Source organism: Cellulomonas avistercoris (assembly GCF_014836445.1).
GTDB classification, from domain to species: Bacteria; Actinomycetota; Actinomycetes; order Actinomycetales; family Cellulomonadaceae; genus Cellulomonas; species Cellulomonas avistercoris.
The window spans coordinates 111,137-127,944 of record NZ_JACSQV010000014.1 but is presented as its reverse complement, the minus strand read 5'-3'; the positions used below and the strand labels follow the sequence as shown (position 1 = coordinate 127,944).

Here is a 16,808-nt window from a genome sequence, read left to right as displayed (position 1 = left end):
GGAGGTGTCACCCACACCTCCCGGCCCCGGGACGTCACGGCGCACCCCGCGGGGCGGATGCTCCCGGGGTGCGCCTCACGCTGCCGTCCCCCGTCCTGCCCCGCCGGCACCTCGACCTCGAGGTGGAGGTCGGGCTGCCGGCCGGTGACCTGCGGCGCCGGCTCGCGGTGCTCACCGGGGACACCCGCTGGGCGGCACCGCGAGCGCGCCTGGAGGTCGCGGGGCACGTCCTCGACGACGAGCACCCCGCGGGGGCGCCCCCGCTCCTCCCCGGCGCCCACCTGGGGCCCGGGCCGGCGCCGCACCACGACGTCGACGCGGCCGTGGCCGCGGGGACCCACGTGGCCGTGCTCACCGGCCCGGGTGCCGGACGCCTGCTGCCGCTGGTCGACGGCGCGCGCCGGCACCTGCGCCTGCCGCCACAGGTGGGTGTCGAGGTGCGTCGCCGCGGCACCCGCACCACGGTCCGGACCACCGGTCCGCGCCGGACGACGGCGGTCGACCTGGGTCCCGCTCGGCGCCGCGGGCGGTCCCGCCGGTCGACGGTCGGGCGCCTGCCACGCCGCTGGCCCGCGCACGCGGACCTCCGGGTCGGCCCGACGCGGCTGAGGCTGCGCGAGGCGGTCGGCGACGAGCGACCCCGTCCCGGCCGCAGGCCACGGGTGCCGCCGTGGGCGTGGACCGCCCTCGCATCGTCGGCCGCTGCGCTCGCCCTGGCCGTCGCACTGCGTCAGCCGCTGCTCCTGCTCACGGCCGCCACGGGCCTCGTCGGGCTCCTCGGCGTGCGGGGGGCCCGCGCACCGCAGGTCCGTCCACCGGCGGGCGTCACGACCGTCGCGCCGGCCTCGGACGTCGCGCTGCTGCGCCTGACGACGGGTCTGCGGCTGCGCGACCTCACCGCGCCCGTCCCGGGCGACGACGCGCCGTGGCCGCCCGACGCCACCCTCGCGCTGGTCGGGCCGCGCAGCTCGACCCTGGGCGCCGCTCGCGCCCTCGTCCTGCGCACGCTCGGTGCGGGTGCGCCGGTCCGCCTCGTGCTGCGGACCGGTGCCGCGGCGGACTGGGCCTGGACGCGCTGGTGGGATCCCGACGCCCGCCTGCCGGCGGCCGAGGACGACGACGTCCTGGTGGTCGCGGACGGCAGCGACACCACGCTGGCGTCGTGGCGCCTGGCCGTGCCGCGCGCCCGGCTCCTGCTGGTGGTGCCGCCGGGCTCGTCCCCGCCGGCCTGGGCGTCCACGGTCCTGCGCACCGACGACCGCACGCCGCCGGGTCCCGCCGCCCTCGAGCAGGTGGACCCGGACGTGGCCGACGCGCAGGCACGGTCGGCCGCCGCTCTGGGCTGGCTGCTGTCCGCGCACGGCACCTCGGCGGTGCGAGCTCCCGCGCCGGCCCCGGCGCTGGGAGACCTGCCCGGCGTGCCACCGCCCGACGCGGCAGCCGTCGCGTCGTCCTGGAGCCGTCCGGACGGCCCCGGCACGCTGGCCGCACCCGTGGGCACCGGGGCGGGCGGCAGGCCCGTCGTCCTCGACCTGCTGCAGGACGGGCCGCACGCGCTCGTCGCGGGCACGACGGGCGCCGGCAAGTCCGAGCTGCTGACGACCGCCGTGCTCGGGCTCGCGCTGAGCACCCCCCCGTCCCGCCTCGCCGTGCTGCTGGTGGACTTCAAGGGCGGCACGGGCCTGGGCCCGCTCGCGCGGCTGCCGCACGTCGTCGACCACGTCCACGACCTCGACGTCGCCGCGGCCCGGCGCACGCTCGCGGGGCTCCGGGCGGAGCTGCGCCGCCGCGAGCGCCTGCTCGCCGCCGCGGGCTGCACCGACGTCGCCGACCTGGACCGCGCGGGCGCCGCGCCGCCCGCCCGCCTGCTCGTGGGCGTCGACGAGCTGCGGGCGCGCGTCGACGACCTGCCCGAGGCCGCCGCCGCGCTCGCGCGCCTCGCGGCGCAGGGCCGCGCGCTGGGCATGCACCTGCTGCTCGCGACGCAGCGTCCGGCCGGTGCGGTGCCCGCTGACCTGCGCGCGAACGTCGGCCTGCGCATCGCGCTGCGCGTCGCCGACGAGGACGACTCGCGCGACGTCGTGGGGTGCGGGGGCCCCCCCCCCCGCGACGCCGCCCACCCCGGCAGCGCGCTGGTCCGGACCGGCGCCCGGCCCGTGACGCCCCTGCAGGTGGCGCGCGCGCGGCACCGGCGCACGGCGCCGCCGGTCCGCATCGTGCCCTCCGTCCCGGTGCCGCGTGCCACGGCCTGGCGCGTCATGGGGCCGCCCGACGACGACGTCGCCGCCTGGGTGACCGCGTGTCGTGAGGCGGCACGGGACCTCCCGGGTACGGGTGTGCCCTGGACGCGCGCGCTGCCGGACCGCGTCACCGCGGACGAGGTGGGCGCCGGGGCGGACGCCGACGGCCTGCTCGTCGCCGTGGCCGACGTCCCCGACGAGCAGCGCCGTGCACCCGTGCGGTGGGGGCCGGGGCACGGCCACCTCCTCGTGCTCGGCGGGCCGCGCTCGGGGCGGTCCACGGCGCTGCTCACCGTCGGCAGGCACGCGCTGCTGGACCGTGCGCACGTGCACACCGTGGGCCTGCCGGGCGACGCCGTCCGGCATCTGCGCGAGGCGGCGGGACCGCTCCTGGGCACGACGCTCCCGCTCGACGACGTGCACCGCGCGCTGCTGCTGCTCGACCGCCTCGCGACGCGCCGCGAGGCGGCGGGGACGGTCGTGCTCCTGCTCGACGGGCTCGACGCCCTGCTGGACGCCCTCGCGACGCACGCGCGGGGCGTCGGCGTCGACCTGCTCACGGCGTTGCTGCGCCACCCGCCCGCCGGCGTGCGCGTGGCGGCGGCGGGACCGGTCGTGCCGGCCCTGTCGCGCCTGGCGGGCACCTTCGGGCTGCGGCTCGTCCTGCCGGTGCCCGACCCCTCGCTCGACGCGCAGGCCGGGGTCCCGCACGGTCTGCTCGGCCCGCGGACCGCCCCGGGGCGCGCCGTGGTGTCCAGCACGCAGGGAGCCCTCGTGTGCCAGGTCGTGCTGCCGGCACCCGCCGCCGACCGCCCGACCACCGCCCCGGGCGACCACGTGAGGGCGGCGCTGCGGCTCGGCGTCGTGCCCGAGCTGGCCACGCCGCCGTCCGGTCCGATCCCCGCGGGCGGCTGGATCCCTCTCGGCGTCGGGGGTGACGGTCCAGGACCGGTCGAGGTGGACCCGGGCCGACCGCTCGTCGTCACCGGCGCACCGGGAACCGGGCGTACGACGGCCCTGCGCACGCTCGCCCACGGCTGGGCAGCGACCGGGCACGACGTGCTCGTCGTGACACCGGCCGCAGGTCCGGCACGCGTGGGCGACGACTGGGCCGGCCGGGCCGTGCCACCGTCGGACGCTCTCGCGCACCTGGACCGGGCCGCCCGGCGGTCCCCCGGGCGACCCGGCCCCACCGCTCTCCTGGTGGACGACGTCGACCTGCTCGAGCGCGACGCGCCGGAGGTGGCGGAGCGCGTCGGACGGCTGCTCGAGCCCGCGTCGCACGGGATCCGCGTGGTCGCGCTGTCCACCACGAGCGAGCACGCCGCCGCGGGCTGGCGCGGCCCGGTCGCCACGGCGCTGCGCGCGCGCCAGCTGCTCGTGCTCGACGCGCACGGCCCCGCCGCGGCCGACCTGCTGGGTCCGGGTTCCGCGCTGCACGCGGACCCCCGGGCACGGCCCGCGGGTCGCGGCGTGCTGCGCCGGGACCGCGAGCTCGTCCGCGTCCAGGTGCACCGCACTCCCGCGCCGCGCCCCGTGCCGGGCGTGGCGTGACGGGACCTGCCGAGGGCGTCAGGCCCCCGGTTCGCGCCCTCGGGAGGTGGCGGCCAGGACGCGCGGGGTCAGGACGGCGACCGCGACGACCAGCGCGACGACGGCGGGCACGGCGGCCCAGGGACCACCCCCCGACGACCACCACGTCGCGGCCGTGACCAGGAGGAACGCCTGCGCGGTCAGCACGGGGCCCCGCCCCCACCGGCGCCCGGACCACAGGGCGCGCGCCGCCTGCACGAGGAGCGCCGCGGTCCCGAGGGCCAGCGCGCACAGGAAGACGACCTGCCCGGCGTCGCCGCCCTGCACGAGTGCCGCCACGCCCGCGACCACGGCGACCACCAAAGCCGTCGCCTCCAGCAGGACCAGCGCGCACGCGACGGCCAGCATCGTCGGGCGCCCGCCGGGGCCAGGATGCGGCGGGCCGGACCCGCCGGGACCGTCGACCGGCTCGGGGCCGGGGGGCGTGCTGCGCATGGCACGACCCTAGGCGGCGTCGCGCCCTGGGTCCCCCGCTGCGTGCGCCGGCGTGCGCAGGGCGCGGCACCGCGCGGGCTCGCCACGCCCATACCAGAGCCGCGACGGTGCTACGACCACGCGACGCCACCGGAGCACCGTGCACGACGCCGCGGGCCCGGCGGCCCCGCGAGGTGAAGCGCGTCACGCCGTCGCCGCGCGCGCCCCGCGTGACCGACGACACCCCGCATCCCGACATCCCGCACCCAGTGATCTCCCAGGTCAGCGGCATGGCACGGCGCTCGACCCGCTGACCTGGACGTTCGACCCGAACGTCGCGCCCGGATCCTGGGCGGCGCGTCGGGTGCGGCGGACGAGGAGGCAAGACGTGTGATGAACGCCTCAGTCGTTATGCACATGAAACGTTGCCGTAACCCTTGTGCGCCGCCGCCCCGGGTGTGACTCTTGGTGCAGCACGTTTCCCCCACCATTGATCCCATGCATTGTCGCGCGCGCTCCTCCGGGCGTGCAGACATGCGTGTGCCAAGGAGATTCCCCATGGATTGGCGTCACCGCGCAGCCTGCCTCGACGAGGACCCCGAGCTGTTCTTCCCCATCGGGAACACGGGTCCTGCGCTGCAGCAGATCGAGGAGGCGAAGGCTGTCTGCCGTCGCTGCGACGTCGTCGACACGTGCCTCAAGTGGGCCATCGAGACGGGCCAGGACGCCGGCGTCTGGGGCGGGCTGTCCGAGGACGAGCGCCGCGCACTGAAGCGCCGCACCGCCCGCCAGCGCCGCGCCAGCTGACACCGAGCACTGACCGGCGACGACCGCCGACCACCCCGACGGGGCCGCCGACCACGGCGGCCCCGTCGTCGTCTCCGAGTGACCGCCCTCGCGCCGAGTGACCGCCCTCGCGGCGAGTGAGCGCCCTCGCGGCGGACCACCCCGCGGGCGCGCCGCGAGGGCGCGTCGTCACGCGACGGTCGCGGCGTCCCTCCCCTGGCGCAGCTGGGCCTCGATGACGACGGACGTCCCGCCGCCCTCGCGCGCGAGCCACGAGATCGACCCGCCGAGCTCGTTGCGGACGAGCGTCGAGACGATCTGGGTGCCCAGCCCGGTGCCCTCACCCTTGCCCTCCGGCACGCCGCCGCCGTCGTCGGCGACCTCGACGCGCAGCCGGTTGCCCTCGCGCTCCACCACGATCTCCACCGTGCCCTGGTCGCGGCCGGCCAGACCGTGCTCGACCGCGTTCGTCACGAGCTCGGTGAGGATGAGCGCCAGCGCCGTCGCGTCCTCCGCCGGCACCGCGCCGAACGAGCCGCGGACCGTGGTGCGCACGTGCGCGCCCGCGGTCGCGACGTCCGCCGCCAGGCGCAGGCTCCGACCGACGAGGTCGTCGAAGGGCACGCTCTCGTCGAGGGTCTGGGAGAGGGTCTCGTGGACGAGCGCGATCGTCGCGACACGTCGCATCGCCTCGGCGAGCGCGTCGCGCGCCTCGGGCGAGCTCATGCGACGCGACTGGAGCCGCAGGAGCGCGGCGACGGTCTGCAGGTTGTTCTTCACCCGGTGGTGGATCTCGCGGATCGTCGCGTCCTTGGTGATGAGCTCGCGCTCGCGCCGCCGCAGCTCGGAGACGTCGCGGCACAGCAGGACCGCCCCCGTGCGCTGACCGCGCTCGGTGAGCGGGACCGCGCGCAGCGAGAGCGCCACACCGCGCGCCTCGACGTCCACGCGCCACGGCGCTCGGCCCATGAGCACCAGCGGCATCGACTCGTCCACCGTCGCGTTCTGCTCGATGAGGTCCGACGTCACCTCGATCAGCGACCTGCCGACGAGGTCGCCCAGGACGCCGAGGCGGTGGAAGCAGGACAGCGCGTTCGGGCTCGCGTACAGCACCTCGCCCTCACCGTTGAGGCGCACCAGGCCGTCGCCCACGCGCGGCGCGCCGCGGCGGGGACCCGTCGGCGCGTCGGGCGCGGGGAACTCGCCGCGCGCGACCATCCCCACCAGGTCGTCGGCCGCCTCGACGTAGTTCAGCTCGAGCCGCGACGGCGTGCGCGCGCCGCCCAGGTTCGTCTGGCGCGCGAGCACGGCGATCGACCTGCCGCCGCGCACCACGGGGACCGCCTCCTCGCGCACCGCGTACGAGCCGAACCAGCGCGGCTCGCGCGAACGCTGCGGAGCCTGCTCCTCGAGCGCCCGGCGCAGCTGGGAGACCTGCCCCTCGGGCGGGCGGGAGCCCACGACGTCGTCGTAGTGCACGGTGGCCCCGGTCGACGGCCGGCACTGCGCCACCGCCACGAAGTCACCGTCCGGCGTCGGCAGCCACAGCACCAGGTCGGCGAACGCCAGGTCGGACACGACCTGCCAGTCGCCGACCAGGAGGTGCAACCACTCCACGTCGGCGGGGTCGAGCGCACCATGACGCGTGACGAGGTCGCTCAGCGTGGACACACGCCCAGGGTACGCAGCGGCGGCTACGCTCGAGGACGACGGACGCCTTGCGGGCGGTCGCCCGTCGATGGTCCGCGCGGCCGCTCGGACCGGAGTACACCACCCCGGGGGGTCAGCGGTGCAGCTGCACGTGACGATCGACCTGCCGACCGACGTGCGCGGTGCGGCCCACCTGCTGGCCGACCCGGCGTACGTCCACGCGAAGGTGCGCGCCTCGGGCGCCGTCGACGAGCAGGTCGACGTGTCCGGCACCGCGGCGGGCGCCTTCACCGTGACGACGCGCCGCGCCGTGCCGACGTCACAGATCCCCGCGCACCTGCACGCGCTGGTCGGCGCGCGGATCGACGTGCGCCAGGTCGAGGCCTGGGAGGCAGCAGCCGCGGACGGCTCCCGCTCGGGGACCGTCGTCGTCGAGATCGCCGGGGCACCGGTGCGCGTCACGGGACGCACGTCGCTGGTGGCCACCGGGCCCGACGCGTCGCGCGTCACCTACGAGGGCGAGGTCCGTGCCGCCGTCCCGCTGTTCGCGAGCGCGGTGGAGGAGGCCGCGGGCGCGGCCGTGCGGGCAGCGCTGCGCGAGGAGCAGTCCGTGGCCGCCCGGTGGCTCGCAGGCGCGGACGGCACACCGACGGTCGGGCCGGCAGCTCCCTGAACCCGTCGCGGGACGGCGCACCGCCACAGGGCGGTGCGCCCTCCCGTGCGCGCCCGACGCCCCATTCGTCGGGGTATGGGCCCAGCCGAGACGCGGCCGACCAGCCGCCCCGGCGCGGCCGCACGCCGGTCGCCTGAACGAGGCACGGGCAGGTCTCCGAGCCGTAACGATTGGATAACGTGGGAGGCGTGGGAAATGGCGCTGACCTGCGAGGACGTACGTGTGGGACCGCTACCACCACCCCATTGCGCCGCACCGTCCTTGACACCCGCCCATCTCCGGGACGAAGGTGTCCCGCAGTGCGTGGGAACGCTCCCGCGAGACTCATCCGGAAGCGCACCCATGCCGGGGCCCGAAAGCCCCAACGCGCGACGTCCGTCCGGCCCCACAGGCCGGGCGAGCGGCACGCGGACAAGGTGTACGGCGACGCAGCCGTCCGACTGACAAGGGAGTCATTGTGCGCAAGACCACACGCAAGGCGTGGGCGCTCGCAGCTGGTGTGACGAGCATTGCACTCGTCGCCACCGCCTGCTCCTCGAGCGACGACGCGGGCGAGGGTGACGAGACCGCGGACGGCGGCAACATCACCCTCACGGTCGCCACCTTCAACAAGTTCGGCTACACGGACGAGATGTTCGACCGCTACGAGGCCGAGCACCCGGGCGTCACGATCGAGCAGAAGGTCGCCGCGACGTCGAACGAGGCGCGCGAGAACCTCAACACGCGTCTCGCGGCCGGTTCCGGCACCGCCGACATCGAGGCCATCGAGGTCGACTGGCTGCCCGAGCTGATGCAGTTCCCCGACTACTTCGAGGACCTGGCGTCCCCCGACGTCGAGGGCCGCTGGCTCGACTGGAAGGTCGCCCAGGCCACCACGCCGGACGGCAAGCTCATCGGCTACGGCACCGACGTCGGCCCCGAGGGCATCGCCTACCGCGCCGACCTCTTCGAGGCCGCCGGCCTGCCGAGCGACCGCGAGTCCGTCGCCGAGCTCTTCGGTGGCGACGCCGCCACGTGGGACACGTTCTTCCAGGTCGGCAAGGACTACACGGCCAAGACGGGCAAGCCCTTCTTCGACTCCGCCAGCGCCGTCTACCAGGGCATGGTCAACCAGGAGGAGGCGGCCTACGAGGACCCCGACTCCGGTGACGTGATCGCGCTCGACAACCCGCGCATCAAGGCGATGTACGACCAGGTCACGTCCGCTGCGAAGACGGACAACATGTCCGCCCACTTCAGCCAGTGGAGCGACGACTGGACGAACTCGTTCCAGACGGACGGCTTCGCCGTCATGCTGGCTCCGGGCTGGATGCTCGGCGTCATCGCGGGCAACGCGGCCGGCGTCACCGGCTGGGACCTGGCCGACGTCTTCCCCGGCGGCTCGGGCAACTGGGGCGGCTCGTTCCTGACCGTTCCGTCGCAGGGCGAGAACGTCGAGGCCGCCAAGGAGCTGGCCGCGTGGCTGACCGCTCCTGAGCAGCAGATCGAGGCCTTCAACAACGAGGGCACGTTCCCGAGCCAGGTCGAGGCGCTCGAGTCCGACGAGATCAAGTCGGCGACCAACGAGTTCTTCAACAACGCGCCCGTCGGCGAGATCCTCGCCAACCGTGCCAAGGGCGTCGTCGTGCCCTTCAAGGGCCCGCAGTACTTCACGATCCAGGACGCGATCTCCAACGCGATCGTCGAGGTCGACGTCAACGGCGCCGACCCCGCCGCCCAGTGGGAGACCTTCGTCGGGGTGGTCCAGGGTCTCGGCTGACCTGACCTGACCTCAACGCTCCGGGGCCGGGTCGGTGGTGACCGCCACCGACCCGGCCCCGTCCGCGTCGCCCCTGAGTCTCCGGAGGACCCTCATGGCCACCTCGACCACGCAGCCGCGCGCCGGGCGCCGGCTGCCTGACTCCCCGCGCGAACCGCGCCGCGTCGGCTTCAGCCAGAAGCTGGGCCGCTGGGACGTCAAGGTCTCGCCCTACCTGTACATCTCGCCGTTCTTCATCCTGTTCGGCCTCACCGGGCTCTTCCCGCTGGCCTACACCGCGTACGTCTCGGTGTACGACTGGCACCTGCTCGGTGGCCAGGGTGAGTTCGTCGGCTTCGAGAACTTCGCCTTCGTCTTCCAGGAGCCGAACTTCTGGAAGGGCCTGCGCAACACCTTCAGCATCTTCCTGCTGTCGACGGTCCCCCAGCTCATGGTGGCGATCGTGCTCGCGGCGATCCTCGACGCGAACCTGCGTGCCAGGACGTTCTGGCGCATGGGCGTGCTGGTGCCCTACGTCATCGCCCCCGTGGCCGTCTCGCTCATCTTCGGCAAGGTCTTCGCCGACCAGTCCGGTCTCGCGAACGCCGTGCTCGGGATCGTGGGCATCGACCCGATCAAGTGGCACGGCGCCGTGCTGCCGTCGCACTTCGCGGTCGCCACCATGGTCAACTTCCGGTGGACCGGCTACAACACGCTGATCCTGCTCGCAGCGATGCAGGCCGTGCCGCGGGAGCTCTACGAGGCCGCCGTCATCGACGGCGCCGCCCGCGTGCGGCAGTTCTTCTCGATCACGATCCCCCAGATCCGCCCGACCCTGATCTTCGTCGTCATCACGTCGACCATCGGTGGCCTGCAGATCTTCGACGAGCCGCGCATGTTCGACCAGCTCGGGCAGGGCGGTCCCGGTCGGCAGTGGATGACCGTGACCATGTACATCTACGAGCTCGGCTTCGGCAACCAGAAGAGCTTCGGACGAGCGGCCGCTGTCGCGTGGGTGCTGTTCCTCATCATCCTCGCCGTGGGCATGCTCAACTTCTGGCTCACCCGCCGCATCGCGTCGGACGCGACGCCGAAGGAACCACGACGGAAGAAGGTCAAGCGATGAGCGCGCCCTCGGTCCCCTACATCCGGCAGACCGCCGGTGCCGGCGCCGCGCGAGCGGCGAACCGTTCGCGGGGGTACGGCTCGGAGCGTCGGCCGGGCTGGGTCACCTACACGCTGCTGGTGCTCGCGATCCTCGTGTTCGTGTCGCCGATCTACTACGCGTTCCTGCTGGCGAGCTCGGACGCCACGACCATCGCGCAGAACCCGATCCCGTCGCTCATCCCCGGCAGCAACTTCTTCCACAACGCATCCGAGGTGCTGAACGCGGACATCAACTTCTGGAAGGCGCTGACGAACTCGATCATCGTGGCCGTCATCACCTCGGTGTCGGTCGTGCTGTTCTCGACGCTCGCCGGCTTCTCCTTCGCGAAGCTGCGGTTCCGCGGGCGGTCCGGCCTGCTGCTGTTCGTCATCGCCACCACGGCGGTGCCGACACAGCTGGGCATCGTCCCGCTGTTCATCGTCATGGCGGAGCTGCACTGGCTCGGCAAGCTGGTCGCGGTCATCGTGCCCGGCCTGGTCACGGCGTTCGGCGTCTTCTGGATGACGCAGTACCTCGAGTCCGCGCTCCCCTACGAGCTGATCGAGGCGGCGCGGGTCGACGGCGCCTCCATGATCCGCACGTTCTGGAGCATCGCCCTGCCGGCCGCGCGGCCCGCCGCGATCATGCTCGGTCTGTTCGCGTTCGTCGGCTCGTGGACGAACTTCTTCTGGCCGTTCATCGTCCTCGGCTCGACGAACCCGACCCTGCCCGTGGCTCTCCAGCTGCTGCAGGCCACGTACTTCGTCGACATGTCCCTGGTCATGGCGGGCGTCGTGCTCTCGGCGATCCCGCTGCTGCTGCTGTTCGTGGTCGCCGGGCGTCAGCTCGTCGCGGGCATCATGGCAGGGGCGGTCAAGGGCTGACACCGCACGTCGTGCCTGGTCGGGGGGGCCCCCCGCCCCCCCCCCCCCCCCCCCCCCCCCCCCCCCCCCCCCCCCCCCCCCCCCCCACCCCGGGACCGCACGGTCCGCAGGTACCCTCACGTCGTGCGGCGCGAGAGTCCTGGCCAGATGAACGTTCATGCTGCCTCAGTGCAGCCACAGAGGGGATGACCAACGGTGGTCGACAACTTCTCGCTCCGCACCGACCCGTCGCGGCCGGCCGCGCCCACCCTCGAGCAGGTCGCCGAGCGCGCCGGCGTCTCGCGCTCGACGGCGTCGCGCGCGATCAACGGCGGGCTCCGGGTCTCCCCCGAGGCGCTCTCGGCCGTCGAGGCCGCCGTCGCCGACCTGGGCTACACGCCCAACCGCGCCGCGCGCTCCCTCGTGACCCGCCGCACGGACTCGATCGCTCTGGTCGTGCCCGAGCCGGACGAGCGCGTGCTGTCGGACCCCTTCTTCGCGGGCACGCTCAACGGGTTGAGCACGTCGCTCGCCGACTCCGACATCCAGGTCGTCCTCGTCATCGCCCGCCCGGGCGAGAGCGAGCGGACCATCCGCTACCTGCGCAACGGGCACGTCGACGGGGCGATCGTGGTGTCGCACCACCGGGACGACGAGCTCGACCGTGCGCTGCTCGCCTCGCGCGTCCCGAACGTCTTCGTCGGTCGCCCGCTGTCGGCGTCGGACGAGGACGTCCAGTACGTCGACACCGACAACACCGAGGGCGGGCGGCTCGCGACGCAGCACCTCATCGACCGTGGCTGCCGACGCGTGGCCACGATCGCGGGGCCGCAGGACATGTCCGCCGGCATCGACCGGCTCGCCGGGTGGCGCCTCGCGATGGCCGCCTCGGACCTCGACCAGTCCGCGGTCGTCCACGGGGACTTCACCATCACGTCGGGCGCGCACGCCGCGCGCGACCTGCTCACCCGCTTCCCCGACGTCGACGGGATCTTCATCGCCTCCGACCTCATGGCGACCGGAGCCCTCGGCGTGCTCGCCGAGCTCGGGCGCGAGGTGCCCGGTGACGTGGCGATCGTCGGCTACGACAACCTCGGGGTGGCCGCGACCACCACGCCGCCGCTGACGAGCGTCATCCAGCCCGTCGTCGCCATGGCGCGTGCCGCCGGCGCCCGGCTGCTCGACCAGCTGCACGGGGCCCCCGGCGCCGAGCCGCTCATCTTCGCCCCCGAGCTCGTGGTGCGCGCGTCCGCCTGATCCGTCCGCGGGCGGCACCCAGCAATGGCGGGCTCTGACCCCAGTGCTGTCACGCCTTGACAGCACGGGTGACGTCGCGTCAGGGTGGGTCCGGCGTCGCACGACGGGGTGCGGCGCCCCCGTCAGCGCTCGGCGGGAGCCGAGAGGGGACGCGATGCTCCGCACCACCCGCCACGCGCGCCACGCCGCCGTCCCGGCCACACGGCACGAGCGGCTGCACGCGGCGCGCGGCATGCGCGCCCGTCGCCGCGTCACGACCGCGCTGGCGGTCGCGGCGGTCGTGGCGACCACGCTGCCGAGCGCTGCTACCGCGCGCGACGCCGGCGCGGCCCGGTCGGCCGCCACGAGCACGGACCGGAGCGTCGCGGCCCCGCCGGCCGCGGCCCCGGACGCCGTCACGACGCCGGCCGGCACCGAGGACGCCGAGGTCTGGTGCGACTACCTCTCGTCGTACTACCTGGCGTTCCCGTCGCCGTGGACCGCCCGCGTGATCAACTGCCGCTCCACCAGCCTGTTCGTCGCCCCCGTCCGCTCCGACGGGTCGCTCGGGACGTGCGTCCTGGTGCCCGCGCGTCACAGCCGTCACCTCGGCGGCAACGTCGTCAGGTGGGTGACGGACACTCGGCTCTGCTGACGGGTGGCGGGCTGGTCGACGTGCCAGGGTGAGGTATGGGCCACCCCTCGACCACGACCACGGACGGCACGGCCGTCCACCCGCACCCCGACCCGGACACCGCCCCCCTGGCGACCGCGCAGGCACAGCTGAGGCGTGCGGTCGAGATCCTGGGGTACGGCGAGGACCTGCACGAGGTGCTCGCGACCCCGCGCCGCGAGCTGCGCGTCGCCGTGCCGCTGCGGCGCGACGACGGTCGCGTCCAGGTCTTCACCGGCTACCGCGTGCAGCACAACATCTCGCGCGGACCCGGCAAGGGTGGACTGCGCTACGCGCTCGGCGTCGACATCGACGAGGTCCGCGCGCTCGCCATGTGGATGACGTGGAAGTGCGCCGTCGTCGACGTCCCCTACGGCGGTGCGAAGGGAGGCGTCACGGTCGACCCGCACGCGCACTCGACCGGTGAGCTCGAGCGCATCACCCGCCGCTACACGAGTGAGATCATGCCCATGATCGGCCCCGAGCGGGACATCATGGCGCCCGACATCGGGACGAACGAGCAGACCATGGCCTGGGTCATGGACACGTACTCGGTCAACCGCGGGTACACGATCCCGGCGGTGACCACGGGCAAGCCGCTCGCGGTCGGTGGGTCGCTCGGACGCCCGACGGCCACGTCGCAGGGCGTGGTCCACACCGCGCGCGCGGCGCTGCGGGCCGACGGCGTCGAGCTGTCCGAGGTCCGTGCGGCCGTGCAGGGGTTCGGCAAGGTCGGGTCGCACACCGCCAGGCTCCTGCACGAGGCCGGCAGCCGCGTCGTCGCGGTCAGCGACGAGCACGGGGGCGTGCGACGGGACGACGGGCTCGACCTGCCGGCGCTGCTGGAGCACGTCGCCAGCACGGGATCCGTGACCGGGTTCCCGGACGCCGACCCGCTGAGCAACGAGGAGCTCCTGGCGCTGGACGTCGACCTGCTCGTGCCGGCCGCCGTCGAGGGCGTCCTGGACGGCGAGACGGCCCAGCACGTCAAGGCGCGATGGGTGGTGGAGGGCGCCAACGGACCCACCACGAGCGAGGGCGACCGGGTGCTCGCGGAACGGGGCGTCGTGGTGGTGCCCGACGTCCTGGCGAACGCCGGCGGGGTCGTGGTCAGCTACTTCGAGTGGGTGCAGGCCAACCAGGCGTACTGGTGGACCGAGGGCGAGATCGCCGAGCGGCTCGAGCAGCGCATGCTCGCGAGCCACGCCGCGGTCGCCGCGCTCGCGCGGGCCGAGTCGGTGACGCTGCGGGAGGCCGCCATGACGATCGGCGTCCGCCGGGTGGCGGAGGCGCACCTGATCCGCGGCCTCTACCCCTGAGCAGGGCTCTCCCCCACGGCAGGGACGTCGGGCGCGCGCACGAGCTCGAGGACCCGTCCACCGGGCGTCCGCAGCGCGAAGGTGTCGCGCTCGGGCGTCACGTGCCCGCTGTCCTGCAGCACGCCGAGGACGGTCCGCTCGGTGGCCGTCGCCGCCGGCGGACCGGCCATGAGCGTGGCGACGACCGGCCCGAACGTCAGCGCCGTGCCGTCGAGCCGCCACGTCCCGCGCACGCGGTTCACCCCCGCGTAGCCGAACACCATGCCGTCACCGTCGAAGGTGAGCCACGGCGGGCCCTGCAGGCCGTCGGCGAGGGGCGCGCCGTCGCAGCGCACGACCCGCCACGTGCCGTGCAGCCACGGGGCGTCCGGGACCGCCCCCGCGGGGTCGGCGAAGGTCGGCCGGTCGTGCCCGTCGTCGCGCATGCTCGATCATGGCACCTGGAGCCTCAGGCGCGCGGCAGGAGCTGCGCCCACTCCTCGAGCTCGACGCGCGGCCCCGTGTAGAAGGGGACCTCCTCGCGGACGTGCAGGCGCGCCTGCGTCGCCCGCAGGTCACGCATGAGGTCGACGATGCGGTGCAGCTCGGGCGCCTCGAACGCGAGCACCCACTCGTAGTCGCCCAGCGCGAACGACGAGACGGTGTTGGCGCGCACGTCGGCGTAGTCGCGCGCGGCCGCGCCGTGCTCGTGGAGCATCTGCCGCCGCTCGTCGTCCGGCAGGACGTACCACTCGTACGACCGCACGAACGGGTAGACGCACACGTAGTCGCCCGCGGGCTCCCCGGCGAGGAAGGCCGGGACGTGGGCCCGGTTGAACTCCGCGGGACGGTGCAGGCCGACGACGGACCAGACGGGTGTCAGCACCTCGCCGAGCGCGCTCGCGCGCAGCCGGTGATAGGCGCCCTGGACCTGCTCGACGGTCTCGGCGTGCCACCAGACCATGAGGTCGGCGTCCGCGCGCAGCCCCGCGACGTCGTACCACCCGCGCACGACGAGCCCGGGGTCGGACGCGACCGCACGCAGCGCGTCGGCGACGACGTCCGCACGCTCCGCCGCGTCGGCGGGCAGCGGGCCGTCGACGGCGAACACCGACCACATCGTGTAGCGGATGGTCGTGTTGAGCGCATCGGGGTCGGTCGGGTGGGCGGTCGCGTGCGTGGTCACAAGAGCTCCGTCATCGGGTGGGCAGCAGGTCGGGTGGGGTCAGGACCAGGGGTCGACCGAGCACGCGGCCGGGCGGCCCGAGTCGACGCCCTCGCGCATCCGGCAGCACCCCGGCACGCAGACCGAGCGGAACGCGGGCAGGTCGCCCGCCGTCGCCTCGGCAGGCCGGGGCGCACCGGCGTCGTCGGCCCGGGCGATCGCGGCGCGCTCGAGCAGCAGGTCGACCAGGCCGCGCACGAAGGGCTCGCGCACGCCCACGGAGTCGGCCCGCACGGCGGTCATGCCCAGCTCGTGCGCCGTGGCGAGCGCCTCGGTGTCGAGGTCGAACGCGACCTCCATGTGGTCGGACACGAAGCCGATCGGCGACAGCACGACCGACGTCGTGCCCGCCGCCGCGAGCGCCTCGAGGTGGTCGTTGACGTCGGGCTCGAGCCACGGCTGGCTGGGCGGGCCCGAGCGCGAGCAGAAGGCCAGGTCCCACTCGACCGGGCGGCCGAGACGCTGCCCGGCCGCTGCGGCGACGGTGCGGGCGACGTCGAGGTGCTGCTCGCGGTACGACGCGCCGGCGACGGCCGACGCGGCCTCCATCGTGTCCGGGATCGAGTGCGTCACGAAGACGAGGCGGGGCCACGCGGCGTCGGCGGACGTCGCCCCGTACGCCTCGACGACCGCGTCCACGTTGGCCTGGACGAAGCCCGGGTGGTTGAAGTAGGAGCGTGCCTTGTCGACGACGAGCGGCTCGCCGTCCGGGGTCGCCACCGCGTCCAGCGCCGCCCAGAGGTCCTCGCGGTACTGCCGGCAGCCGGAGTACGACGAGTACGCCGACGTCACGAGCGCGACGATGCGGTGCGCACCGGCGGCACGCGCCTCGGCCAGCGCGTCGCGCGTGTACGGCTCCCAGTTGCGGTTGCCCCACACGACGGGGACGTCGAGACCGCGCCGCGCCAGCTCGGCCTGCAGGGCGGCCCGCAGCGCGAGGTTCTGCTCGTTGATCGGGCTGCGTCCGCCGAAGTGGTGGTAGTGCTCCGCGACCTCGGCCAGTCGCTCGTCGGGGATGTTCTTGCCCGCGGTCACGTTGCGCAGGAACGGCAGGACGTCGTCGGGGCCGTTCGGGCCGCCGAAGGAGAACAGCAGGACGGCGTCGTACGGCGCCAGGCCCGCCGTGCCGGCGTCCGGCGTCGGGTCGGTCGAGGGGGGCGTCACGAGAGGCACCGTCCGATCATCCCACCGCGCCCGCGGGACGCCCTGCGGTGGCCGGCCGCCCGGCACGTGACGTTGTCGGGACGGTCTGTCACCTCCTGCACGCCGGCG

The 16,808-nt window shown here is 74.8% G+C and carries 14 protein-coding genes; 9 read left to right on the top strand and 5 right to left on the bottom strand.

Annotated features, from left to right (window positions below):
* Positions 1-68: 68 nt before the first annotated feature.
* Entirely contained in the window at positions 69-3,794 is a 3,726-nt protein-coding gene (locus H9657_RS19740) for an FtsK/SpoIIIE domain-containing protein (protein ID WP_191784341.1), read from the top strand.
* A gap of 18 nt (positions 3,795-3,812) precedes the next feature.
* Here H9657_RS19740 and H9657_RS15625 read toward each other — a convergent pair whose 3' ends face one another.
* On the bottom strand, positions 3,813-4,268 hold the full coding sequence (locus H9657_RS15625) for a hypothetical protein (protein ID WP_191784340.1): 456 nt from the start codon (positions 4,266-4,268) through the stop codon (positions 3,813-3,815).
* 537 nt (positions 4,269-4,805) lie between these two features.
* On the opposite strand from H9657_RS15625, the gene H9657_RS15620 reads away from it, so the two are divergent.
* The gene (locus H9657_RS15620; RefSeq protein ID WP_089803287.1) at positions 4,806-5,054 is read left to right on the top strand and encodes a WhiB family transcriptional regulator; all 249 of its coding nucleotides are present in this window, start codon (positions 4,806-4,808) and stop codon (positions 5,052-5,054) included.
* 168 nt (positions 5,055-5,222) lie between these two features.
* On the opposite strand, the gene H9657_RS15615 is transcribed toward H9657_RS15620, so the two are convergent.
* Complete coding sequence (locus H9657_RS15615) at positions 5,223-6,704, bottom strand: sensor histidine kinase (RefSeq protein ID WP_191784339.1); 1,482 nt, start codon at positions 6,702-6,704, stop codon at positions 5,223-5,225.
* A gap of 118 nt (positions 6,705-6,822) precedes the next feature.
* Here H9657_RS15615 and H9657_RS15610 point away from each other — a divergent pair, with 118 nt between their 5' ends.
* From H9657_RS15610 to H9657_RS15580, 7 genes are all read left to right on the top strand, one after another.
* The gene (locus tag H9657_RS15610; RefSeq protein WP_191784338.1) at positions 6,823-7,356 is read left to right on the top strand and encodes a DUF2505 domain-containing protein; all 534 of its coding nucleotides are present in this window, start codon (positions 6,823-6,825) and stop codon (positions 7,354-7,356) included.
* 457 nt (positions 7,357-7,813) lie between these two features.
* On the top strand, positions 7,814-9,115 hold the full coding sequence (locus tag H9657_RS15605) for an ABC transporter substrate-binding protein (RefSeq protein WP_191784337.1): 1,302 nt from the start codon (positions 7,814-7,816) through the stop codon (positions 9,113-9,115).
* Positions 9,116-9,209: 94 nt separating this feature from the next.
* Entirely contained in the window at positions 9,210-10,220 is a 1,011-nt protein-coding gene (locus tag H9657_RS15600) for a carbohydrate ABC transporter permease (protein WP_191784336.1), read from the top strand.
* Positions 10,217-11,125 (top strand): carbohydrate ABC transporter permease, encoded by a 909-nt coding sequence (locus tag H9657_RS15595; RefSeq protein WP_191784335.1) that lies wholly within the window; start codon positions 10,217-10,219, stop codon positions 11,123-11,125. Before H9657_RS15600 ends, H9657_RS15595 begins: the two co-directional genes overlap by 4 nt.
* Before the next feature lie 195 nt (positions 11,126-11,320).
* Positions 11,321-12,361, top strand: coding sequence for a LacI family DNA-binding transcriptional regulator (locus tag H9657_RS15590; protein ID WP_191784334.1), 1,041 nt, complete (start codon positions 11,321-11,323; stop codon positions 12,359-12,361).
* Positions 12,362-12,515: 154 nt separating this feature from the next.
* A complete protein-coding gene (locus H9657_RS15585; RefSeq protein WP_191784333.1) occupies positions 12,516-12,995 on the top strand; it encodes a hypothetical protein in 480 nt (159 codons plus the stop codon).
* A 35-nt stretch (positions 12,996-13,030) separates the two neighbouring features.
* On the top strand, positions 13,031-14,332 hold the full coding sequence (locus H9657_RS15580) for a Glu/Leu/Phe/Val family dehydrogenase (protein ID WP_225215424.1): 1,302 nt from the start codon (positions 13,031-13,033) through the stop codon (positions 14,330-14,332).
* Here the strand turns inward: H9657_RS15580 and H9657_RS15575 are convergent.
* Genes H9657_RS15575 through H9657_RS15565 form a run of 3 tightly spaced genes read right to left on the bottom strand, consistent with a single transcriptional unit; the run spans position 14,323 to position 16,700 of the window.
* A complete protein-coding gene (locus H9657_RS15575) occupies positions 14,323-14,757 on the bottom strand; it encodes an META domain-containing protein (protein ID WP_191784332.1) in 435 nt (144 codons plus the stop codon). The genes H9657_RS15580 and H9657_RS15575 overlap by 10 nt on opposite strands.
* Before the next feature lie 23 nt (positions 14,758-14,780).
* Positions 14,781-15,497, bottom strand: coding sequence for a hydrogen peroxide-dependent heme synthase (gene hemQ / locus H9657_RS15570; RefSeq protein ID WP_318241541.1), 717 nt, complete (start codon positions 15,495-15,497; stop codon positions 14,781-14,783).
* A 39-nt stretch (positions 15,498-15,536) separates the two neighbouring features.
* Positions 15,537-16,700, bottom strand: a complete 1,164-nt coding sequence (locus H9657_RS15565; RefSeq protein WP_191784331.1) for a ferrochelatase — start codon at positions 16,698-16,700, stop codon at positions 15,537-15,539.
* Positions 16,701-16,808 lie beyond the last annotated feature (108 nt).

Bases quoted from the DNA above. Each gene is read 5' to 3' on its own strand.
- H9657_RS15625 (WP_191784340.1), bottom strand. From the start codon at position 4,268: ATGCGCAGCACGCCCCCCGGCCCCGAGCCGGTCGACGGTCCCGGCGGG.
- H9657_RS15620 (WP_089803287.1), top strand. From the start codon at position 4,806: ATGGATTGGCGTCACCGCGCAGCCTGCCTCGACGAGGACCCCGAGCTG.
- H9657_RS15600 (WP_191784336.1), top strand. From the start codon at position 9,210: ATGGCCACCTCGACCACGCAGCCGCGCGCCGGGCGCCGGCTGCCTGAC.
- H9657_RS15595 (WP_191784335.1), top strand. From the start codon at position 10,217: ATGAGCGCGCCCTCGGTCCCCTACATCCGGCAGACCGCCGGTGCCGGC.
- H9657_RS15585 (WP_191784333.1), top strand. From the start codon at position 12,516: ATGCTCCGCACCACCCGCCACGCGCGCCACGCCGCCGTCCCGGCCACA.
- H9657_RS15580 (WP_225215424.1), top strand. From the start codon at position 13,031: ATGGGCCACCCCTCGACCACGACCACGGACGGCACGGCCGTCCACCCG.
- H9657_RS15575 (WP_191784332.1), bottom strand. From the start codon at position 14,757: ATGCGCGACGACGGGCACGACCGGCCGACCTTCGCCGACCCCGCGGGG.